The sequence below is a fragment of the Caulobacter sp. GW821-FHT09B08 genome, from assembly GCF_059418225.1.
Window position 1 is genome coordinate 355,815 of the sequence record NZ_JBWKPL010000006.1, and the last position, 22,117, is coordinate 377,931.

Annotated in this window: 18 protein-coding genes; 8 read left to right on the forward strand and 10 right to left on the reverse strand. The window is 67.7% G+C overall.

Annotated features, from left to right (window positions below; translation table 11 throughout):
• Positions 1-39: 39 nt before the first annotated feature.
• The 6 genes from AC07OA_RS18620 to AC07OA_RS18645 all read left to right on the forward strand — a co-directional run bounded on the left by AC07OA_RS18620 (position 40) and on the right by AC07OA_RS18645 (position 6,769).
• The gene (locus AC07OA_RS18620; RefSeq protein WP_494665304.1) at positions 40-822 is read left to right on the forward strand and encodes an SDR family NAD(P)-dependent oxidoreductase; all 783 of its coding nucleotides are present in this window, start codon (positions 40-42) and stop codon (positions 820-822) included.
• A 15-nt stretch (positions 823-837) separates the two neighbouring features.
• Positions 838-1,848: a zinc-dependent alcohol dehydrogenase gene (locus AC07OA_RS18625; RefSeq protein WP_494665305.1), complete on the forward strand. Its 1,011-nt coding sequence runs from the start codon at positions 838-840 to the stop codon at positions 1,846-1,848.
• Complete coding sequence (locus AC07OA_RS18630; protein WP_494665306.1) at positions 1,845-3,101, forward strand: alkyl sulfatase dimerization domain-containing protein; 1,257 nt, start codon at positions 1,845-1,847, stop codon at positions 3,099-3,101. The genes AC07OA_RS18625 and AC07OA_RS18630 overlap by 4 nt, the downstream gene beginning before the upstream one ends.
• Positions 3,102-3,189: 88 nt before the next feature.
• Positions 3,190-4,092, forward strand: a complete 903-nt coding sequence (gene cysD, locus AC07OA_RS18635) for a sulfate adenylyltransferase subunit CysD (RefSeq protein WP_494665307.1) — start codon at positions 3,190-3,192, stop codon at positions 4,090-4,092.
• Entirely contained in the window at positions 4,092-6,017 is a 1,926-nt protein-coding gene (gene cysN / locus AC07OA_RS18640; RefSeq protein ID WP_494665308.1) for a sulfate adenylyltransferase subunit CysN, read from the forward strand. Before cysD ends, cysN begins: the two co-directional genes overlap by 1 nt.
• Positions 6,014-6,769 carry a 3'(2'),5'-bisphosphate nucleotidase CysQ gene (locus tag AC07OA_RS18645; RefSeq protein ID WP_494665309.1) on the forward strand — a complete coding sequence of 252 codons (756 nt, stop codon included), beginning with the start codon at positions 6,014-6,016 and terminating at the stop codon, positions 6,767-6,769. Before cysN ends, AC07OA_RS18645 begins: the two co-directional genes overlap by 4 nt.
• 36 nt (positions 6,770-6,805) lie before the next feature.
• Here AC07OA_RS18645 and AC07OA_RS18650 read toward each other — a convergent pair whose 3' ends face one another.
• The 3 genes from AC07OA_RS18650 to AC07OA_RS18660 all read right to left on the reverse strand — a co-directional run bounded on the left by AC07OA_RS18650 (position 6,806) and on the right by AC07OA_RS18660 (position 10,854).
• Complete coding sequence (locus tag AC07OA_RS18650) at positions 6,806-8,032, reverse strand: CaiB/BaiF CoA transferase family protein (RefSeq protein ID WP_494665310.1); 1,227 nt, start codon at positions 8,030-8,032, stop codon at positions 6,806-6,808.
• 84 nt (positions 8,033-8,116) lie between these two features.
• On the reverse strand, positions 8,117-9,265 hold the full coding sequence (locus tag AC07OA_RS18655) for an FAS1-like dehydratase domain-containing protein (protein WP_494665311.1): 1,149 nt from the start codon (positions 9,263-9,265) through the stop codon (positions 8,117-8,119).
• Positions 9,266-9,285: 20 nt separating this feature from the next.
• A complete protein-coding gene (locus AC07OA_RS18660; protein ID WP_494665312.1) occupies positions 9,286-10,854 on the reverse strand; it encodes an acetate--CoA ligase in 1,569 nt (522 codons plus the stop codon).
• Positions 10,855-10,970: 116 nt separating this feature from the next.
• Between AC07OA_RS18660 and AC07OA_RS18665 the strand changes: the two genes are divergently transcribed.
• Entirely contained in the window at positions 10,971-11,777 is an 807-nt protein-coding gene (locus AC07OA_RS18665) for an IclR family transcriptional regulator (RefSeq protein ID WP_494665313.1), read from the forward strand.
• Here the strand turns inward: AC07OA_RS18665 and AC07OA_RS18670 are convergent.
• The 7 genes from AC07OA_RS18670 to AC07OA_RS18700 all read right to left on the reverse strand — a co-directional run bounded on the left by AC07OA_RS18670 (position 11,774) and on the right by AC07OA_RS18700 (position 21,443).
• The gene (locus tag AC07OA_RS18670; RefSeq protein WP_494665314.1) at positions 11,774-13,369 is read right to left on the reverse strand and encodes an SMP-30/gluconolactonase/LRE family protein; all 1,596 of its coding nucleotides are present in this window, start codon (positions 13,367-13,369) and stop codon (positions 11,774-11,776) included. The two genes, AC07OA_RS18665 and AC07OA_RS18670, sit on opposite strands and share 4 nt — an antisense overlap.
• Positions 13,370-13,438: 69 nt before the next feature.
• Positions 13,439-14,872: an aldehyde dehydrogenase family protein gene (locus tag AC07OA_RS18675; protein WP_494665315.1), complete on the reverse strand. Its 1,434-nt coding sequence runs from the start codon at positions 14,870-14,872 to the stop codon at positions 13,439-13,441.
• Positions 14,873-14,966: 94 nt separating this feature from the next.
• Positions 14,967-16,700, reverse strand: coding sequence for a thiamine pyrophosphate-binding protein (locus tag AC07OA_RS18680; protein ID WP_494665316.1), 1,734 nt, complete (start codon positions 16,698-16,700; stop codon positions 14,967-14,969).
• 293 nt (positions 16,701-16,993) lie between these two features.
• Complete coding sequence (locus tag AC07OA_RS18685) at positions 16,994-18,373, reverse strand: aromatic ring-hydroxylating oxygenase subunit alpha (RefSeq protein ID WP_494665317.1); 1,380 nt, start codon at positions 18,371-18,373, stop codon at positions 16,994-16,996.
• A 47-nt stretch (positions 18,374-18,420) separates the two neighbouring features.
• The gene (locus AC07OA_RS18690; RefSeq protein ID WP_494665318.1) at positions 18,421-20,253 is read right to left on the reverse strand and encodes a flavin-containing monooxygenase; all 1,833 of its coding nucleotides are present in this window, start codon (positions 20,251-20,253) and stop codon (positions 18,421-18,423) included.
• Positions 20,254-20,428: 175 nt separating this feature from the next.
• Positions 20,429-20,923 (reverse strand): nuclear transport factor 2 family protein, encoded by a 495-nt coding sequence (locus AC07OA_RS18695; protein WP_494665319.1) that lies wholly within the window; start codon positions 20,921-20,923, stop codon positions 20,429-20,431.
• 55 nt (positions 20,924-20,978) lie between these two features.
• Positions 20,979-21,443 carry a universal stress protein gene (locus AC07OA_RS18700; RefSeq protein WP_494665320.1) on the reverse strand — a complete coding sequence of 155 codons (465 nt, stop codon included), beginning with the start codon at positions 21,441-21,443 and terminating at the stop codon, positions 20,979-20,981.
• A gap of 273 nt (positions 21,444-21,716) precedes the next feature.
• Between AC07OA_RS18700 and AC07OA_RS18705 the strand changes: the two genes are divergently transcribed.
• Positions 21,717-22,117: aldehyde dehydrogenase family protein (locus AC07OA_RS18705; protein ID WP_494665321.1), on the forward strand; the 401-nt coding region annotated here is incomplete at its 3' end.

Consider the following 22,117-nt stretch of genomic DNA (forward strand, 5'->3'; position numbering starts at 1 on the left):
GATCGGCCCGACTGAACCAGGGCGCGACGGAGGAAGCAGATGTCCAAGGGTCTTTTCGATTGCACCGGCAAGGTGACGCTGGTCACCGGCGGCAACAGCGGCATCGGTCTGGGCTTCGCCCGGGGCGTGGCCAAGGTCGGCGGCGACGTCGTGATCTGGGCCCGCAACGCCGAGCGCAACGCCGAGGCCGCCGAGGACCTGCTGAAGGCCGGCGCCGGCCGCGTGCGCACCTACCAGGTCGACGTCACCTCCGAGGAGCAGGTGATCGAAGGCTACAAGCAGCTGATCGCCGATCTGGGCCGCATCGACTGCGTGTTCGCCAATTCCGGCCGCTCGGCCAAGCAGCACGCCCTGCTGGATATGCCCACCGAGGAATGGCACGACCTGCTGAACCTGAACCTGCACGGCACCTTCTTCACCCTGCGCGAAGGCGCCCGGGCCATGGTCAAGCGCGCCGAGGCCGGCGAGCCGGGCGGCAGCCTGGTGGGCTGCGGCAGCCTGTCGATGTTCCAGGGCCTGGCCGGCCGCCAGAACTACGCCGCCTCCAAGGGGGCACTGGGCGCGATCATCCGGGGCATGGCCGTCGAGTTCGGCAAGTACAACATCCGCGCCAACACCATCGCGCCCGGCTTCATCGTCACCGGCATGATGGCCGGCGCCGAGCAGGTGATCGGCATGTTCGCCCAGCGCACGCCGATCGGCCGCGCGGGCTATCCGGAAGACTTCGAAGGCATCGGCGCCTTCCTGGCCAGCGACGCGTCGTCGTTCGTGACCGGCGAGACCATCACGGTCGACGGCGGTTACATGGTCCGGCCGATGTAATCGGGAGCGACAGCCATGCACCTCCTCAACATTCATGACGTCAACGACGTCCGCCTCGACGCCTACGAGCGGCCCGAACCGGGTCCCAAGGACGTCGTCGTCAAGATGAAGGCCTGCGGCATCTGCGGCAGCGACCTGTCCTACATCAAGAACGGCGGCATCCCTGGCCCCGGCAAGCTGACCGCCCTGGGCCACGAAGGCGCCGGCGAGATCCTGATCGTCGGTTCGGAGGTGCAGGGCGTCTCGGTGGGCCAGCCCGTCATCATCAACCCGATGATGACCCCCAGCTACATCGGCAGCGGCGGCCCCGAGGGCGCGTTCACCGAGGAACTGCTGGTGCGCGAGGCGCGGCTGGGCGACAGCCTGCTGCCGATCCCCGAGGGCATTCCCTACGACGTGGCCGCCATGTGCGAGCCGCTGTCGGTGGCCCTGCACGGCGTCAATCGCGCCCAGGCCAAGGCCGGCGACAAGATCGTCATCTTCGGCTGCGGCCCCATTGGCCTCGGCATGGTGATGTGGGCGGTGGATCGCGGCTGCGACGTGATCGCCCTGGACCTGGCGGAGGAGCGCCTGGTCCGCGCGCGGGCCCTGGGCGCCCAGACGATCAATCCCGGCCATGAGGACGTCGCCGCCCGGATCAAGGAACTGCACGGCACGGAACGCGTCTTCGGCCGCGAGAAGTCCGGCACCGACGCCTATATCGACGCGGCCGGCGCGCCCTCGATCCTGGCCGACGTGGTGGCCCTAGCCAAGACCCACGCCCGCCACGTGATCACCGCCGCCTATCTGAAGCCCATCGAGCTGCCGGCCGGCCCGATGCTGACCACGGAGATGACGATCACCACGGCGGTGGGCTATCCCACCGAGATGCCCGACGTGATCGCCGCCATGCCGCGCCTGCGCGACAAGATCGCCGCCCTGATCAGCCACACCCTGCCGTTCGAGCGGGTTCTGGAAGGCCTCGACATCGCCGCCACGCCCCAGTCGGCCAAGGTGATGATCGCGTTCGGAGACGCCGACCAATGACCGCCGCCGACAAGCAGACGCCGCTGGGCGCCCTGGTCACCGCCGGACAGGGCCAGACCGAGGCCGAGAAGATCACCGACACCATCTTCATGGTGAAGGACATCTCCAACGCCTATCTGGTCACCACCGGCGACGGCGACCTGCTGGTCAACACCGGCTTCATCGGCAACGGCGAGCGCAACAAGGGCCTGTTCGCCCCTCACCGCACGGGTCCGCTGAAGCGCATCGTCCTGACCCAGTCGCACGCCGACCACTACGGCGCCCTGCCCGGCCTGGCCGAGGACGGGACCCAGGTGATCGCCGGCGCCGGCTTCACCGAGACCGCCGACTATTTCGACCGTCTGGCGCCGTTCCTGGCCCGCCGGTCGGGCAAGCTGTGGGCCTCGATGACGCGCCGCAACGGCCCGCCGCCCACCCCGCCGGTCATCCATCCGGCCATCGAGGTGCAGGACGTCCTGCGCTTCGAACAGGGCGGCCGTCGCTTCGAGGTGATCAAGACGCCCGGCGGCGAGACCCTGTGCTCGGTGTTCGTCTGGATGCCGGACGAGCGCACCGTCTTCACCGGCAACCTGTTCGGCCCGGTCTGGCGCGCCATGCCCAACCTGGTGACGATCCGGGGCGACAAGCCGCGCCTGGTCCGCGCCTACCTCAAGTCGGTCGAGGCCGTCCGCGCCCTGGAGCCGGAGCTGGTGATCACCGGCCACGGCGAACCGATCCGCGGCGCCGACAAGATCCGCGCGGACCTGGACACCATGCACGCCGCCGTTTCGTACCTCGAGCGTGAGACCGTCGCGGGCATGAACGCCGGCAAGACGGTCGACGAGCTGATGAACACCATCGTCCTGCCCGACGACCTGAAGATCGGCGAATTCCACGGCAAGACCTCGTGGGTCGTCCGCGCCATCTGGGAGGAGAACGCCGGCTGGTTCCATTTCGAGGACGGCACGACCGGGCTCTACGGCTCGCCGCGCTCGTCGGTGGACGCCGAGCTGGTCGCGCTGGCCGGAGGCGCCGCGCCGCTGGCCGCCCGAGCCCGGACCCTGGTCGACGAAGGCCAGCCGCTGAAGGCCCTGCACCTGACCGACATCGCCCTGGCCGCCGAACCGGCGAACATGGCGGTCCTGACGGTCAAGAAGGCCGTCCTGGAACAGCTGGCCGCCGCCAATCCGGGCTCCAACCTGAGCCAGACCATGTGGCTGAAGGCCGAGATCGCCGACGCGGAGGCCCGACTGACGGCCAGCCAGGACGCCTGACGGATAGCCGGGCTATCCCGGCCCCAAGAAAGCATTGATTGCGTGCGTCCGCCCTTTCCGGTCGAACCGCCCGCGGAGAACTGTACCCATGAAGACACTGACTCACCTGGAGCGGCTCGAAGCCGAGGCGATCCACATCATGCGCGAGGTCGTGGCCGAGGCTGAAAAGCCGGTCATGCTGTACTCGGTCGGCAAGGACAGCGCGGTGATGCTGCACCTGGCGCGCAAGGCCTTCTATCCCTCGCCCCCGCCCTTCCCACTGCTGCACGTGGACACGACTTGGAAGTTCCAGGAGATGTACAAGCTGCGCGACCGCATGGCCCGCGACAGCGGCATGGAGCTGCTGGTCTACCAGAACCCCGAGGCCCAGGAGCGCGGGATCAACCCGTTCGACCACGGCGCCCTGCACACCGACATGTGGAAGACCGAGGGCCTCAAGCAGGCGCTGGACAAGTACGGCTTCGACGCGGCCTTCGGCGGCGCTCGTCGCGACGAGGAGAAGAGCCGCGCCAAGGAGCGCATCTTCAGCTTCCGCACCGCCAGCCACGGCTGGGACCCCAAGAAGCAGCGCCCCGAACTCTGGAACCTCTACAACGCCCGCAAGGCCAAGGGCGAGAGCATCCGCGTCTTCCCGATCAGCAACTGGACCGAGCTGGACGTCTGGCAATACATCCAGCTGAACGACGTGCCGATCGTGCCGCTGTACTTCGCCGCCAAGCGCCCGACCGTCGAGCGCGACGGCATGCTGCTGATGGTCGACGACGACCGCTTCCCGCTGCGTCCGGGCGAGGTTCCGGTGGAGCGCTCGATCCGCTTCCGCACCCTGGGCTGCTACCCGCTGACGGGCGCGGTCGAGAGCGAGGCCTCGACCCTGTCGCAGGTCATTCAGGAAACCTTGCTGACCACGACCTCTGAACGCCAGGGCCGCGCGATCGACAAGGACGCCGGCGGCGCCGGCATGGAAAAGAAGAAGCAGGAAGGTTACTTCTGATGACGACGACCCTCACCAAGCAGGACAGCGTCTATCAGACCGAGGCCCTGATCGCCGAGGACATCGACGCCTATCTGACGGCGCACCAGCACAAGACCATGCTGCGCTTCATCACCTGCGGGTCGGTGGACGACGGCAAGTCGACCCTGATCGGCCGGCTGCTCTACGACAGCAAGATGATCTTCGAGGATCAGCTGGCGGCGCTGGAAGCCGACAGCAAGCGCGTGGGCACGCAGGGCCAGGAGATCGACTTCGCCCTGCTGGTCGACGGCCTGGCCGCCGAGCGCGAGCAAGGCATCACCATCGACGTGGCCTACCGCTTCTTCGGCACCGAAAAGCGCAAGTTCATCGTCGCCGACACCCCCGGCCACGAGCAGTACACCCGCAACATGGTCACCGGCGCCTCGACCGCCGACCTGGCCGTGATCCTGATCGACGCCCGCAAGGGCGTGCTGACCCAGACCCGCCGCCACAGCTATCTGGCGCACCTGATCGGCATCAAGAACCTGGTGCTGGCCGTCAACAAGATGGACCTGATCGGCTACGACCAGGCCAAGTACGACGCCATCGTCGCCGACTACGCCGCCTTCGCCGACAGCATCGGGATCAAGGCGTTCACGCCCATGCCGATCTCGGGCTTCAAGGGCGACAACATCACCGATCCCAGCCCGAACACCCCCTGGTACTCGGGCCCCACGCTGATGCAGCACCTGGAGACCGTCGAGGTGGGCGTGGCCGGCGACCAGGCCAAGCCGCTGCGCATGGCCGTGCAGTGGGTCAACCGTCCCAACCTCGACTTCCGGGGCTTCTCGGGCCAGATCAGCAGCGGTTCGGTCAAGCCGGGCGACGCCATCCGCGTGCTGCCGGGCGGCAAGACCTCGACGATCAGCAAGATCACCACCCTGGACGGCGAGCTTCCCGAAGCCGTCGCCGGTCAGTCGGTGACCCTGTCGTTCGCCGACGAGATCGACTGCTCGCGCGGCAACGTGATCTCGGCCGCCGACGCCCCGCCCGAGGTCTCCGACCAGTTCGAGACCACCATCGTCTGGATGGACGACGAGCCGCTGATCGTGGGCCGCGCCTATTGGCTGAAGCTGGGGACGCAGTTGGTCTCGGCCACGGTCCAGCAGCCCAAGTACCAGGTCAACGTCAACACGATGGAACACCTGGCGGCCAAGACGCTGGAGCTGAACGCCATCGGCGTGGCCGAGCTGGCGACCGATCGTCCGATCGTGTTCGAGCCCTACGAGGCCAACCACACCCTGGGCGGCTTCATCCTGATCGACAAGATCACCAACGCCACCGTGGCCGCCGGCATGCTGCACTTCAGCCTGCGCCGGGCCCAGAACGTCCACTGGCAGCCGACCGACATCACCCGCGAGGCTCACGCCAACCTGAAGAACCAGAAGCCCAAGGTGCTGTGGTTCACCGGCCTGTCGGGTTCGGGCAAGTCGACCATCGCCAACGAGGTCGAGAAGTCCCTGGCCCTGATGAACCGGCACACCTTCCTGCTGGACGGCGACAACATCCGCCATGGCCTGAACAAGGACCTGGGCTTCACCGAGGCCGACCGGATCGAGAACATCCGCCGGGTGGGCGAGGTGGCCAAGCTGATGGCCGACGCCGGCCTGATCGTGCTGACCGCCTTCATCTCGCCCTTCCGGGCCGAGCGGGACATGGTCCGCGCCATGCTGCCCGAGGGCGATTTCATCGAGATCTTCGTCGACACCCCGCTGGAGGTCGCCGAGGCTCGGGACGTCAAGGGCCTGTACAAGAAGGCGCGAAGCGGCGAATTGAAGAACTTCACCGGGATCGACAGTCCCTACGAGCCCCCTGTGAATCCGCAGATCCGGGTCAACACCGTGGAGATGACGCCGGCCCAGGCCGCCGAATACATCGTCCGCCAGATCATGCCGCTGAAATGACCAGTCCCCTCAACGATGTCGACCTCGCCGCCCACCTGGCGGAGACCGCCGGCAAGATCCTGCTCCAGGTCCGCGAGTCCGGCCTGTTCGGCGCGAAAGCGCTGGGCAAGGCCGGCGACCAGACCGCCAACCAGTTCCTGGTCCACGCCCTGCGCGAGGCCCGGCCCGACGACGGCCTGCTGTCGGAGGAGATGAAGTGCGACGGCGCCCGGCTCGCCCAGAGCCGGGTCTGGATCGTCGACCCCGTCGACGGCACCCGCGAATACGGCGAGGAACGCACGGACTGGGCGGTGCACGTGGGCCTGGCGATCGACGGCATCGCCACCATCGGCGCGGTCGCCCTGCCCGGCCTGGGCGTGACCCTGACCTCGGGCCAGGCGTACTCTCCTGCCCCGGCCAACACCCCGCTGCGCATGCTGGTCAGCCGCACCCGCCCGGCCGCCGAGGCCGTGGCGGTGGCAGAAGCCCTGGGCGCCGAACTCCTTCCCATGGGCTCGGCCGGCGCCAAGGCCATGGCCGTAGTGCGCGGCGAGGCCGATATCTACCTGCACACCGGCGGCCAGTACGAGTGGGACAACTGCGCCCCCGCCGCCGTGGCCGCCGCCGCCGGGCTGCACGTCAGCCGCGTGGACGGCTCGCCGCTGGTCTACAACACCGAGGATCCGTACCTGCCCGACCTGCTGATCTGCCGGCCGGAACTGGCGCAGCGGGTTCTGGATTTGGTGCGGGACCTGCCGAAGGCGGCGGCTTAAGAGCGAAACCCCTCTCTCTTTGAGAGAGAGTTTCGGTCAGCTCACCACCCCATCCGCCCGCAGCTTGGCGATCGCCTCGGCCGTCAGCCCCAGCACCTCTCCCAAAATCTCATCCGAATGCTGACCCAGCACCGGCGGCGCGGTCGGCACGGGCTGGCGCGCGCCGGCGAACTTGATGGGCCGGTTGACGATGGGGATCGGTCCCAGCACCGGATGCTGCGTCTCCACCACCAGCTCCCGCGCCACGGCCTGGGGCTGGAACAGCGCCTCCTTCACGCCCAGGATCGGCGCGTTGGGCACCTGGTGCTCGGTGAAGACGTCCTCCAGCTCGGCGACGGTGTGCCGCTGCGTGAAATCGGAGACCAAGGCGTTGACCGCCTCGCGGGCGTCGCGCCGCTTCTGCAGCGTGTCGAAGCGCGGATCGGTGGTCAGCTGGGGCTGGCCGATGGCCTCGCAGATACGACCCCAGAAGCTGTTGGTCAGGCAGGCCACGACGATCGAGCCGTCCTTGGCCGGGAAGGTCCCGTAGGGCACCAGATTGGGATGCTGCGAGCCCTGGCGCTTGGGGTCCTCGCCGGTGAAGAAGGTCAGCTGCGCCAGATAGCCCAGCATGCCCACCAGCCCGTCCATCAGGCTGACGTCGATGTGCCGCCCGCGCCCGGTGACGGTGCGCTCGTAGAGGGCCGCCAGGATGCCGATGGGCCCGTTGATCCCGCCCACCAGGTCGCCGACCGGGACGCCCAACTTGCTGGGCAGTCCGTCCGGCTCGCCATTGACGCTGAGCGCGCCCGACATGGCCTGCAGCACGATGTCGAAGCTGGGCCGGTCCTTCAGCGGGCCGGTCATGCCGTAGCCCGAGATCGAGCAATAGATCAGCCGCGGATTGATCGCCGACAGGGCCTCGTAGCCCAGGCCCAGCCGGTCCATGACCCCGGGGCGGTAGTTCTCGACCAGCACGTCGCACCTGGCGGCCAGGTCCTTGACCAGAGCCACGCCGGCCGGCGCCTTCAGGTCGACGACGATGCTCTTCTTGCCGCGATTGACGCTGAGGAAATAGTGGCTCTCGCCGTCGCGATGCGGCGGAAACGACCGGGTCTCGTCGCCCGAACCCGGCGGCTCCACCTTGATGACCTCGGCCCCCAGGTCGGCCAGGGCCAGGGACGCCGCCGGTCCGGCCAGGACGCGCGTCAGGTCCAGCACGCGGACGCCCTTGAGGGGGCCGGCCCACGACGGGCTTTCCAGGTCGTCCTGACGGTCGGGCATGTCTGTTCCAGATCTCGAGCCGCTGGAGTCGAGACGCCGGGCGCTTGAGGCGCCCGGCGTCAGGATCACGAAGGCCAGCCGGCCTTAGGCCTTGCGGCTGGGCAGCTCGACGATCGACGAACCCATGGCCGAAAGCTCGCCACGATGGGTCAGGGCTTCCTGCTGGATCTCGATGTAGTGCTTGCCGTTCTCGACGAACTTGCGGGTCACGTAGCCGTCGATGAAGATCACGTCGCCGTCCGGATTGTGACGGCGGATCTGGCACTTGGACCTGTGCAGGAAGCCCGCGTCGCCGATCCAGTTGGTGATGTGGTGGGTCAGCCACGAGTTACGCTCGGGACCGTAGTCGTAGGCGCCGGGCGCGCCGACTTCCAGGGCGAAGGCTTCGTCCCAGTGAACGCGCTCGGGGCAGTCCGGAACATTGAAACGGTTCTTGATGCCCAGGCCCGGGTGCTTCTGCTGCATCTGCCAGGCCATCTTGTTGGCGCGGATGTAGAGGCCGCCCCAGCCTTGCGCATAGGCGATGAAGCCGGTGACCGTCATCGGCCCCTTGATCATGCGCGGCAGGGCTTCGTTTTCCTTAACGTCTTCCCAGTAGCGCGGGGTCGCGCCACGGATTTCCTCAGCGGCGTAGATCTCCGAGAACTGGGCCAGTTCGTCCTCGGTGAACGGCACCACGCGGCCACGGGCTTCGGTATATTTGGTGCCGCGCTCGCGGGCTTCGTCGCGGTCGGTGCGGAAGACCCAGCTGTTGCAGTCGGCGACCTTGTCGCCGCGCTGGTTGAAGAAGTCGACGTGATAGATCTGCTGGAACGAGCGGCCGGCGAAGCGCGTCTGGTGCTCGATCAGGTCCTTCAGGTGGGCTTCGGTCGAGATGGTGTCGTTGCGCAGGACCGGCTTTTCCCAGGTCCACTCCGCGCCCGCCCACATGGCGTGGACGCCCGACAGGCCGCCGACATAGCCCGAAACGATGCGGCTGGTGCTGAACAGGAAGCTCGGCAGGGCCACGATCGAGCCGTAGGCGGTCTTCTCGGCATAGGCCGGATCGCACCACAGGGGGTTATCGTCGCCGATGCCGTGGGCGTAGTGGCGGATGCCGTCGCGGGTGGCTTCGTAGTTCCACGGCTCGACCGTGTCGGTGATCTTGACGCCGATGCGCTTGCGCAGGTCGTCCAGGCCCGCCTCGGTGATCTTCGGGAAGCGGCTGATGGTTTCGTCGAGTACGTCGGTCATTGGGGTTTCCTCCTGGAATCTTAGATGGCGGGCACGGCCGCCGCGGCGGCGGCCTCGCGGTCGCGCAGAACCTTGCGGTTCACCTTGCCCGCGGGGGTCTTGGGGAGCTCGTCGGTGAACTCGACGATGCGGGGGAACTCGTGCTGGGCCAGCCGCTCGCGCGTGAAGTCCTGCAGTTCCTTGACGAAGGCGTCGCTGCGGGCGCGGGGCGAGACGACGAACGCCTTGACCACCAGGCCGCGCGTGGCGTCCGGGGCGCCGATCACGGCGCACTCGTTGACATCGGGATGCTTGAGCAGCGTGTTCTCGATCTCGACCGCGCTCATGGTCCAGCCGGCCGAGATGATCACGTCGTCGGCGCGGCCGGCATGGTAGAAGTAGCCGTCGGCGTCGATCTTCGCGAGGTCCTTGGTGGTCTCCCAGCGGTCGCGACGCCACAGCATCAGTTCGCCGATCGTGTCGGGCGGGCTGGGCTGGCCCTCGGCGGTCTGGACCTGGAGCTTGAGGCCCGGCACCGGCTTGCCCAGCGAGCCCGGCTTGACCTTGAAGTCGTCCGCACCCGGATAGTTGACCAGCACCACGCCGATCTCGGTGGTGCCGTACATGCTGCACGCGGGCACGTGGAAGGTGTCTTCGATGAAGTCCAGCGTCGCCGGGTCGATGGGCTCGCCGGTGTAGGACAGCTTCTGGATCGAGAAGATGAAGTCCCCCGCCCGGCCCGTGTTCTTCATCATGCGGTAGTGCGTGGCCGCCGCCGACATGTTGGTGATCTTGTGGTCCTGCAGGGCCTTCATCAGCCGCGTCGCGTCGAAGCGGCCGGCGAAGGTGCCGGTGGTCACGCCCAGGGCCAGGGGCGCCAGGGTGCCGTGCCACAGGCCATGGCCCCAGGCCGGCGAGGACGGGCAGAAGAACTGGTCGCTGGGCCGCACGCCGGTGCCGTACAGGGCGGCGAACATCAGGGTGACCAGGGCCTTGTGGGTATGCTTGACCGCCTCCGGCAGCTCGCGCGTGGTGCCCGAGGTGTACTGGAACACCGCCAGGTCGCCGGCCTTGGACTTGGGCGCGTAGGTCGCCGGATAGGCCAGGATCTCGTCCAGCAGGCCGTCGTCGGCCACGACGACGCGCGGGCCCTCGGTCTGGCGCGCCATCGGCGCCTTCTCGGTGTTGGTGATCAGGATCGTCGGCTTGCAGTCGTCAACCCGCAGGCGCAGGGCGTCAGGGCCGAACAGGGTGAACAGCGGCACGCTGATCGCGCCGGTCTGCATCGCGCCGAACAGGCACACATAGAACGGCAGCGACGGCTCCAGCATGAAGGCGATGCGGTCGCCCTTCTGGATGCCCTGGGCGTCCAGCCAGTGGGCGAAGCGCGCCGCGCCGGCCGAGATCTCGTCGAAGCTCAGGATCTCGTCGCGGCCGTCGGCATGGGCGATGCGCACGGCGGCGCGGCCCGAGCCGTCGGCGTGACGGGTGATGCACTCGTTGGCGATGTTCAGCTGGTCGGCATCACCGTCGAACAGGTCCCACAGCGCCGCCGAGCTGGCGTGCGCCTGGGCGTCCTGGAAACGCGAATAGTCTGTCAGCTTCACCATCGGTCCACCGGCTGAGCAGAGCGGCGCCGCGAACGATCGCGCGCCGGCTCGGGATGAGCCGCAGGTGTCACCAAGGCCTTGCTGTTGTAAATACTGAATGTTATTCTATATATTGAATGACAAAGTTACCTCGCAAGAACCCGCCCGATCGCGCCCTCGCCGCCACCGTCAAGGAGAGCAAGGCGCCGGCCATTTCGCGCGCCGCGGCCGTGCTCCGATTGCTGGGCAAGAGCGACGCGCCCCTGGGTCTCCAAGCCATCGCGCGGGAGCTGGGCCTGGTGCCCAGCACGTGCCTCTATGTCCTGCGGGCCTTGGTGGTTGAGGAGCTTGTGGCCTTCGACGCCGACACCAAGCGCTATGCCCTGGAGGCGGGAGTCCTGACCCTGGCGCGCCAGTGGCTGAGGCGAAACCAGTTCCCGGACCTAGCCCAGCCGGTGCTGGATCGGGTCGCCAACGACTTCGGCGTGACCATGCTGGGGGTGCAGATCGTAGGGCTGGATCACATCATCGCCGTGGCGGTATCGCGCTCGGGCGGGGCCATCCAGCTGTCCACCCAGGTCGGCAGCCGCTTCCCGGCCCTGATCAGCGCCACCGGCCGCTGTATCGCCGCCTTCGCCGACTATCCCGAATCCGAGCTCGAGGCCCGCTTCCACACCCTGCGGTGGGACGAGCCGCCGACCTTCGAGACCTGGAAGCAGCAGGTGGCCGAGACCAAGGCCCAGGGTTTCGGCGTCGACGAGAGCAGCTACATCTCCGGCGTCACCGTGGTGGCCGCGCCCGTGTGGAAGGGCGCGGGCAATCCCAGCCACGCCCTGGTCGCCATCGGCATGACCGGCGCGCTCAAGCGCAGCGGCGTCCCGGCGCTGGGCGAGGCGCTGCGTTTGAGCGCGCGGGACCTGTCGGCGAACCTGACGGGCGGTTAGACCGCCCGCACAATCAGCACGCTGCCGTCGGCGTCGCCGGAAACGTACAGCGTCCCGTCCGGCCCAACGGCGATGCCTGCGAACGGCCCCATGGGGCCCGACATGTCGCCGATGGGGCCCAGGAACTTCGGCGTCACGCCGGCCGGAGCGCCGACCGGCAGGCCCGAGGCGATGACGCCGCGCGCACCGCTGCCGAGGTCGTATTCCACCAGCGTCTTGGCCAGGGCGTCGACGATGTAGAGCTTGCCGCCCACAACCACGATGCCCTGCGGCTCCTTGAGACCGTCGACCACGGTCTCGGCGCGGCCGCCGGCCACCTTGACCACCCGGCCCGCGCCGGCTTCCGAGGCGTAGACCGTCCCGTCCGGCCCGATGGCCACACCCATCGGCTCGTTCAGGCCGGAGGCCAGCACCTCGGCCTTGCCACCTTCGATGCCGATCACCCGACCGCCGCCGCCCTCGGCCACGACCACGCCGCCGCCGGATGTCACGGCCACGCCGTAGAGACGGTCATAGCCCGCGCCCAGGAACTCGCTTTCCTGCGCCGCCGGCCGCCACTTGGCCACGTGGCCGAGGGCGGTCGTGACCACCACTTCACCGGGGCCGGACGCCGCCACGCCACGCACATAGCCTGGGCTGCCCGGCGAGAAGAGCATGCCGGCCACCTGTCGCCCCTGGCCCGGCTTCACGAAGTAGGAGAAGGGACCGTCGGCCACGAACAGTTGGCCGTCCTCGAGCACCGCCAGGCCGAGAGGCCAGTTGAGCCCCTCGGAAACCAGCGGGCGCAGCTTGCCGCCGCCCAGGATCTCATAGACATCGCCCGGGATGCTGGAGACGAAGATCCGCTCGCCCACGAAAGTGACGTTGTCGAGGCCCGGCGCGATATTGGCCAGCACCGTGCGGTCGCCGGTGCGCGGGTCGATCCGCAGCACCTGGCCGCTGTGGACCTGGGTGGAGACGATGAAGCCCTGGGCGTCGAACTTGACCGAGTCCGGCACGCCCAGATCCTTGGCCACCACCTCGGGCGCGCCGCCGTCCAGGCTGATGCGCCAGATCTCGTTCGTGCCCATCACCGGGAAATAGAGCTTGCCGTCGGGACCCACGTCCATGGCGTTGGGCATGGGCACGTCGGTGGCGATCAGGCGCGGCGCGCCGCCGTTGCGGTCCAGCTCCATGATCCTGCCGCCCACCCGGCACTCGCCGGCGATCAGGCGGCCCTGGTGGAAGGCGATGGGGTTGGCCACCGGGATGTCGCCATAGATCACCTTCGAGGTGCCGTTGGGCGACAGCATGCTGACGCGGCCCTCGGTGATCTCGGTGGCGTAGAGGTTGCCCTCGTCGTCGAACACCAGGTCGTCGGGCGCGACGATGTCGCCGCCCTTGGAGGTGATGAGCTCCATCGCCCCGGTGTCGACGTCGATGGCGCTGATCGAGCTGCCCGACACCTGGGCCACATAGATGCGGCCGTCGGGGCCGGTGCGCACGCCGTTGGCGCCGAACAGGCGGCTCTGCGGGGTGGCCCGCTCCAGCGTCCAGCCCTCGGCGACCGTGGCAGGGACCGTGGTCGTGTAGCGCCCGTTTTGCAGCGACATGCTCAGCCTCTTATCGAAAGACGACCCGTCGCAGCGCGGCGAGGGTCCCGCCAGCCCGGATGAGCCGCCCTACTCCGCCGCCGGAGCCGGGGCGAAGCCGAGCAGGCTCTTGATTTCCAGATATTCGTGGAAGCCGAACTCGCCCCACTCGCGCCCGTTGCCGCTCTTCTTGTAGCCGCCGAACGGCGCCTGGAAGTCGAAGCCGCCGTTGATGCTGACCCAGCCGGTGCGCATGCGGCGCGCCACGGCGTTGCACTGGGCCGCATCGGCGCCGACCACATAGCCGGCCAGGCCGAACGGGCTGTCGTTGGCGATCGCGATGGCGTCGTCGATGTCCTTGTAGGCGATGATCACCAGCACCGGCCCGAAGATCTCCTCGCGGGCGATGGTCGTGTCGTTGGTGGTGACGAAGACGGTGGGCCGCACGTAGAAGCCCTTGGCCAGGCCCTCGGGACGGCCGGGACCACCGGCGACCAGCTGGGCGCCCTCGCTGATCCCCAGCTCGATATAGCGCTGGATGTCGTTGTACTGGCCCTTGGACACCACCGGCCCCATGGCGAAGTCGCCCTTGGGATCGCCGACGGTGACGCTTTCGGCGGCCTGCTTGGCGGCCGCGACGGCCTCGTCCAGGCGCGAGGCCGGCACCAGCAGGCGCGAGCCGGCGCTGCAGGTCTGGCCCGAATTGACCATCATGCCCGAGGTCGCGGCAGCGACATTGGCGACCAGATTGGCGTCGTCCAGCACGATGTGGGCGCTCTTGCCGCCCAGTTCCTGGCAGACGCGTTTGACGGTGGGCGCCGCGTTCTTGGCGATCTCGACGCCGACGCTTTCCGAGCCGGTGAACGAAACCATGTCGACTTCCGGATGGCTCGACAGGGCCGTGCCGATCACCGCGCCGCTGCCCTGGACCATGTTGAACACGCCCGCCGGAACGCCGGCGGTGTGCAGGATCTCGGCCAGGATGTGGGCCGAATACGGCGCCAGCTGCGGCGGCTTGAGGATCATGGTGCAGCCGGTGGCCAGGGCTGGGAAGATCTTCACCGTGGTCTGGTTCATCGGCCAGTTCCACGGGGTGATCAGGGCGCAGACGCCGATCGGTTCCTTGACCACCAGGGTCGCGCCGCGCTGCTCCTCGAACGCGAAGGTCTTCAGGGAGTCGATGGCCGCGGCCAGGTGCCCGGCGCCGAGGCCGACGTGGAAGCCGTTGCCCAGAGCCGACGGCGCGCCCATCTCTTCGATGACCGCCTCGCCCAGCTCGCCCATGCGCTTGTGGTACTCGGCCTGGATGGCCAGCAGCAGCTCAAGGCGCTCTTCGCGGCTGGTCTGCGACCAGCTGGCGAACGCCTTGCGGGCCGCCGCGACGGCCTTCTCGACATCGGCGACCCCGCCCAGCGAGATCTTGCCCGACACCGCCTCGGTGGCCGGATTGACGACGTCGGCGGTCTTGGGCTCGATCGGGTCGACCCACTGGCCGTCGATGTAGAACTTGAGATATTCGCGCATGACATCTCTCCCTGGGACCACCGAGTTTCAGGTCTCGGCTTGTTGAATCGCTTGCGCCGGACCCTCTCGGGCCCGGCGCTTTTCTAGATCGAGCTTACTGGGTGCCTTCGGCGTACCAGGTGCGGAACTCGGCGTATTTGGGCATCTCTTCGGAGTTGGCCTTCGGGTCGATGGCCACGTGGATGACCGCCACCTTGCCGCTGGCATAGGCGCGCTCGATGGCCGGGCCGATGTCGTCGGCCTTGGTCACGTACTCGCCGTAGCAGCCGAAGCCCTCGCCGATCTTGTCGAAGCGGACTTCCTTGCTCCAGTGCGTGCCGGTCTCGGCGGTGCCCTGGCCGAAGGTGCGCTTGTAGACGCCCACTTCCAGGCCCCACTGGAAGTCCACGCCGACGACGCAGACCAGCGGCAGGTTGCAGCGCACGGCCGTTTCCAGCTCGCCGATGTGGAACAGGAACGAGCTGTCGCTGGTCAGCAGCATGCCCGGGCGGCTCTTACCCGTGGCGGCCTTGTCGGCCAGCATCGCGCCGGTGGCGTAGGGCAGGCCCGTGCCGATGTGACCGAAGTTCTGGTTCCAGATCACGTCGTGCGGCTTGGCCATCGAGTAGGTCCACTGGAAGATCACCGTGGCCCCGCCATCGCGGATCATGATGCCGTCCTTCGGGAAGGCCTTGGTGGCTTCCACGACGAACCGCGAGGTGTGCATGGGCACGTCGCCCGTGCCGTCGGCCTTGGTCAGGGTTTCCTCGGCCAGCTGGTCCAGCTCGGCCTGGCCGTCCTTCATGAACTTGGCCAGACCCGGCGCCGGCGGCAGCGGGGTGTCCTTCAGCGCAGCCACCAGCTGGGGCACCACGCCGCGCAGGTCGCCGACCAGCGGCACGTCGATGGGACGGTTCACGCCGATGGCGGTCGGGTCCTGCTCGACATAGATCCACTTGCGGATGGCTTCGTTCTTCACCCAGTAGCGCCAGCGGCCGTAGTGCACCGGCTCGCCCAGCTCGGTGCCGAGCGCGAGACACAGGTCGGACTCGGTGACGGCCTCGATGGAGGCGTTGGAGAAGACGTACTGGAAGGTGCGGTCTTCCAGGCCGGGAATGTAGGAGGTGCCGCCCGAGGTCTGGATAACCGGGCAGTTCATCAGCTCGGCCAGTTCCTTGACCGCCGCGCCCATGCGGGTGGTGTGGACGGCGTGGCCGACCAGCAGGATCGGGTTCTTGGCGGCGCGGATCAGCTTCACGGCCTCGGCCACGCGGTCTATGTCGGCGCCCTGGTTGACCAGGCGATAGCGCGACGGCGGCAGCGGCTCGGGCAGGTCCAGCTCTTCGGTGATGATGTGGCTGGGATATTCGATATAGACCGGGCCCGGGGTGCCGCCGATGGCCTGGCGGATGCCTTCGCGGATGATCTCGTCGGTCTGGTCGGCATATTCGATCGAGGCGGCGTACTTCACCGAGTTCTCGAACAGCGGCATCTGCTTGACGAACTGGATGCGGCCGCGACGCACGCGCTGCTCGGTCACCCGGGCGCGCTGGCCGCTGAGGAAGATCACCGGCGAGTTCTCGACCAGGGCGCACTGGATGGCCGGGGCGGCATTGGCGATGCCCGGACCGAGGGTCCCGATGCACAGGGCCGGCTTGCCGGTCATGCGCGAGGCGGCCTCGGCCATGAAGCCGGCGGCGGCTTCGTGGTGGGGGGCCACGACCGTCCAGCCACGCGCTTCGGCTTCCAGGAACATGTGGACGAAGTTCGGATCGGGGATACCGAACAGCGTGTTGATCCCCTCGGCCTCGAACAGGTCCAGGATGCGCTTGTAGACCGGTACGCCCATGGAAAAGTCCCCTTTATTCTGGCTCTGCGGGCCGCGTGGCGACAGGCGCTTCTGACGACAGACGAGCGGCTGCGATGATGACTTGCTTGGTGCATAGAGGGGCCAAAGACGGGCCGTCAATGAAGCCCAAAGACCTATCGCCCCCACGCTATCGGCGGGCCGTTTCGGCGGGATTTGGCCGCTGATTTCGGGTGAAATCGGACCGGCCGCCGCAGCTCACGCACAGACAAAAACACCCGGCTCCCTCGCGGGAACCGGGTGTTTTCACGTCTCGCCGAAGGGGCCGCAGAGGCTTATTTCGGGTCCAGCAGACTGGGCGTGCCGCGCCCCATGTAGCGGGCCAGGTTGCGGTGGAAGTTGGTGACCTTGCGCTCCTGGTGCGGGTTGGGCAGCGGGCCGCGGAAGCCGCGCGACTTCATGCCCTTCTGCACGTACTGCATGTTGGAGAAGTCCTGGGCCAGCACCGCGCCCCAGTTCTCGGCCGTGGCCTCGGCATAGACCCACTCGGTCTTGGGCTCCTGCCCTTCGGGGAAGCGCTCGATGGCGTAGGACTCGAAGATGCACTTGTTGGGATCGTCGCCGTACGGCCGCGTGCGGTAGCACAGGGCGAACGTGATCCCCTGCAGGATGGCGGTGTTGGGGAAGATGTTCCAGGCCAGGCCCGCCTGCCCCATCTGTTCCGGGGTGATCGTGGGCCACTCGACCCCGCGCGCGGCGTCGTCGGCCTTGGCCGAGGCCAGCCAGTGGCTGATCACTTGCTGCGGCGGCGTGCCCTCGGGCAGTTCATCGACCAGGCGCTTGGCCGCGCTGACCAGGGTCATGGTCGTGCTGGCGTTGTTGACGGTCTCGTAGATTTCCTTCTGCAGCTCGTAAGTCGAGACGCGGGCGTCGGCGCCCTTCCCGGCCCGGGTGATGCTGCTGCTTTCCTTGGTCTTCTTGGACGCGTCGCGCTCATCGAAGCCGCTGACGCCATGCAGGCCGTAGGCGGCGCTATAGGCGTAGTACTCGCCGTATTCGAGGAGCTGCGGATGGGTGCCGGCCACGTGGTACGGCTCCATGAACGCTTCCAGGGCGGTCTTCCAGTTGCAGTCGTAGATCACCCACTGGCGCCACTTGTAACGCATCTTCTCGAACTGAAACGGGTCCAGGATGCCCGCCGCCGGCTCCAGATATTCGCGCAGCGGCACGGCTTCCGGATCCATGTTGATGAAGACCCAGCCGCCCCAGGTGTCGGCCTTGATCTCGCTCAGCGAGGTGCGCTCCGCGTTCAGCGCGCCCTTCCAGTCCTGCGGATCCAGGACGTAGGTGTTCTTGCCCTTCAGGTCGAAGGTCCAGCCGTGGAAGCCGCAGACGAAGTTCTTCTTCTTGCCGCAGGCGCGGTTCTCGCCCTCGGGGATGTCGACCAGCCGCCGGCCCCGGTGCGGGCAGACGTTGTGATAGGCCTTGATCGAGTCCGGGGCGTCACGGACCACCAGGATGGACTCGTCGCCGATCTCGTAGGTGATGAAGTTCCCGACTTCCGGGATCTCCTCGACCCGGCCGGCCACCTGCCAGACCTTGGCCCACAGCCGGTCGGCCTCCTCCGCCGCGTATTCGCGGGAGAGGAACGCCTCGGTCGGATAGGTCAGCGGTTCTTCCAGGTCGTCGACGCTGATGTTGACCATCTTGTTCATGACGTTCCTCTTTCGCGTTCCGCCCCGTGTTTAAAAATCATACCCCGTCAGTTTTTTAGTTCCAGCCCCGGCATGTCGCCTTCGGCGCGCCAGTCGGCCAGCAACTTCTGGAACGCGTCCCAGCCCGGGCCGTAAGCGCGGAACAGCCGCCACTTGGCCTTGGTCTCGCCTTCGTTGTTGAAGTAGCTGGGCGTGCACTCGGCGGTGAAGGCCGTGGTGTCGATCTCCATCGACTCGAAGTGGGTGACGTAGTCGTCCTGGGCCTGCTGAGTGGGCTCGACCACGGGCGTACCGCGCTTCAGGGCTTCGCTGACGATGTGGGCGATGTGCAGGCCCTGCTTGCCGTTCTGCTCGGTGACCGAGGCGTTCAGCCCGCCCTGGATGTAGCCCATGTAGAACTGGTTGGGGAAACCGTGGGTCATCACCCCGTGGAAGGTCTTGGGACCGTCCGCCCAGTGCTTGTAGATCGACAGGCCGTCACGGCCCTCGATGGTGTCGATGCCCCAGCGGCGGTCCAGGTCGCTGGTCACCTCGAAGCCGCTGGCGAAGATGATGCAGTCGACCTCGTACTCCTTGCCGTTGGCCACGAAGCCCTTCTCGGTCATCCGCTCCACGCCCTTGGTCAGCGACACGTCGACCAGTTCAACATTGGGGCGGTTGAAGGTGGGGTAGTACTCGTCGCTGGACAGCGGACGCTTGCAGAGGAAGCGGTAGTAGGGCTTCAGGGCCTCGGCCGTCGCGGGGTCCTCGACCAGGTCCTCGACCCGGCGGCGCAGGCGCTCCATCACGCGGTAGTCGACCATCTCGCGCTTGGCCAGATAGTCCTCCAGCGACAGCTGCGGCCAGCCCTCGGCTTCCATCTCGGCGGCGAAATTGCGGGCGATCTCGGTCCAGATGTCGCAGATCAGGTCTTCCTCGCCCGGGGCGAAGGCCTCCATGGCGGCGCGGTGGAAGTTGGCCTGCCGCGCGTTCTGCCAGCCCGGTTGCAGCGACTGGACCCACTCGGGATTGGTCGGCGGATTGGGCCGCTCGTCGACGCTGGAGGGGGTGCGCTGCACGACGTAGAGCTGCTTGGCGTACTTGCCCAGGTGCGGCACGGCCTGGATGGCGGTGGCCCCCGTGCCGATGATCGCCACGCGCTTGTCGGCCAGCTTGTCCAGCACCGGGTTCTGATAGGCGCCGCCGGTGTAGTCGTAGTCCCAGCGGGCGGTGTGGAACATCTTGCCCTTGAAGGTCTCGATGCCCGGCACGCCCGGCAGCTTGGGCATGTTCAAGACGCCGCTGGCGATGATCACGAACCGGGCCAGCAGCTCGTCGCCGCGGTTGGTCGACACGCGCCAGCGACCGATACCGGCGTCCCAGCGCAGGCCGTTGCTCTGTGTGTGGAACAGCGCCTTGTCGGCGAAGTCGAACTTCTCGGCGATCAGCCGGGCGTAGCCCTGGATCTCCTGGCCGTCCGTGAACTTCTTGGACGGCATGAAGCCGGTCTCTTCCAGGAGCGGCAGGTAGATGTAGCTCTCGTTGTCGCACTGGATGCCGGGATAGCGGTTCCAGTACCAGACGCCGCCGAAGTCGCCGGCGCTGTCGATGTTGCGGAAGCTGGTCACGCCCGCCTGTTGCAGGTGATAGGCGGCCATGATCCCCGACCAGCCCGCGCCCAGGATCACGACGTCCAGCTCTTCGGAAATCGGCGCGCGCGGGGCGACCGGCGTGTGCGGATCGGTGACGTAGTCTTCGACCACCTCGCCGCCGGTGGGCCGCACGTACTGCTCCTGGCCCTCGCTACGGACGCGCTTGTCGCGCTCGTAGCGGTACTTCTCGCGCATCGCCGGAATGTCGATTTCGCTGGCCGGGGGCGTCCGCGTCGGCTGGCAGGTCATGGTTCACTCCCGAACGTCATTGTCGCGGCCCGTAATCAACAGGGCTGTCCATTTGCAGCACGTTTGCCCGCCCGACCGCCGCCGCGCCATAGGCCCGGCAAGACTTCGTGGGTGCGATGAATCGGCGGTTTGACGGACATCAATGCGCCCCGCCGATCTCGCCTAGGCCTTGCGCCTAAGCCTTTCGAACGTAGGTGGGATCGTCCGGCCCCGGCATGCCGGGGAAGGCGCCGTAGTCGACCGGCTCGATGAAGGTCCCGCTCAGGTCGGTCGGACCGTGATAGGCCATGCTCCAGTGACGCCAGGCGAACCGCCAGGCGCCGTCCTCCTCGACATAGCGATCGTAATAGACGCCGAAAGTGATGGCGGTGCTGCCGTCCTTCTTCTTGGCGAACTCGGTCATCTGCAGGCGGCCGATCGCCTCGCCCTCGCCCACCACCTCCAGGATCGGCTGGCCCGAGACCAGCTGGATGCGCTCGCAGCGGCCCAGCAGGTTGCGGCAGCCCTCGGCGACCGCCTCGCGGCCGCGCATGGCCATGCCGGCGATCTTCCAGACGCCGTCCTTGGCGAAGCATTCGGAAAAAAGCTTGTCGTCCTGGCGCCAGACGGCGTCGACGAAGCGGGCGTGCAGCTGGCGAACGCCGCAGTCGGCGGCCACGAGATCGGTCATCGGTCACTCCTTGCTGGACGGCGAGAACCGCTCACCGCCCGATGTCTTTCGGGGGTCAGGCCAGCCGGGCCAGCTCGGCCTCGAACGCCTCGTCGCTGATGTCGGTGCGCGCCACCAGCAGGCTGCACGCCACGCCGTCGACGATGTAGCCGCCGCCCGTCCACCAGCGCTCGATGAAGCTGCGCTTGCGGTGGCCCACCACCACCAGGTCGGCCTTCACCTCGCGGGCGAACTCGCCGATCTGCTGGGCGGGATCGCCCTGCACCAGCCGCCCGACGGCCTTGAAGCCCAGTTCTTCCAGCTTGGCCAAGCCGTCCTTCAGGATCTGCCGGTGGGTCTCCAGGTGCATGTCGGTGACGCCGGCCTGGAAGCCCTCGACCAAGGCCACGCCCGAGCTTTCGGCCACCACCGACAGCAGGAACACCTCGGCCCCGCAGCGCTTGGCCAGCAGGGCCCCCTCGCGCAGGGTCGAGCGCCCGGCCACGGTGCTGTCGAACGCCAGGACGATCCGCCGGTACATCGCTCTTCACTCGCTTTGCGAAGGACCGGAGCGAGCCTCCGGCTCGCTTCGATCCCGCCTCCCAACGACCGTGCGGCGCTTGCCTGGCGACGCCGTTTCTTGAGCCTGATCACGACATCCGCCCCCGCGATGGCGCAAGGGCGCGGGGGTAACTATCGCACCTGCGATGAGCGCCCGGACGCCCTGTGAACTTGCCGCCGGCCTTTGCATAATTGGCTCGGCCTCGTTGCGCCTTCGCGCCTGGTCGCTCTGAACAATTATGATGAGGACCCAGTGCGGGCCATTGACCATTTCATCGCCGGCGCAAGCTTCGCCGGCAGCTCGGGCCGTTACGGCGACGTCTTCAATCCCAACACCGGCGAGGTGCAGGCGCGAGTGCAGCTGGCGACGGGCGCGGAGCTGGACAAGGCGGTCGCCTCGGCCCTGCAGGCCCAGATCCGCTGGGCCGCGACCAATCCCCAGCGCCGGGCGCGGGTGATGTTCGAGTTCAAGCGCCTGCTCGAGCGCGACATGAATTCGCTGGCCGAGATCCTGTCGTCCGAGCACGGCAAGGTCATCGCCGACTCCAAGGGCGACATCCAGCGGGGCCTGGAGGTGATCGAGTTCGCCTGCGGCATCCCCCATGTGCTCAAGGGCGAATATACCGAGAGCGCCGGCCCGGGCATCGACGTCTA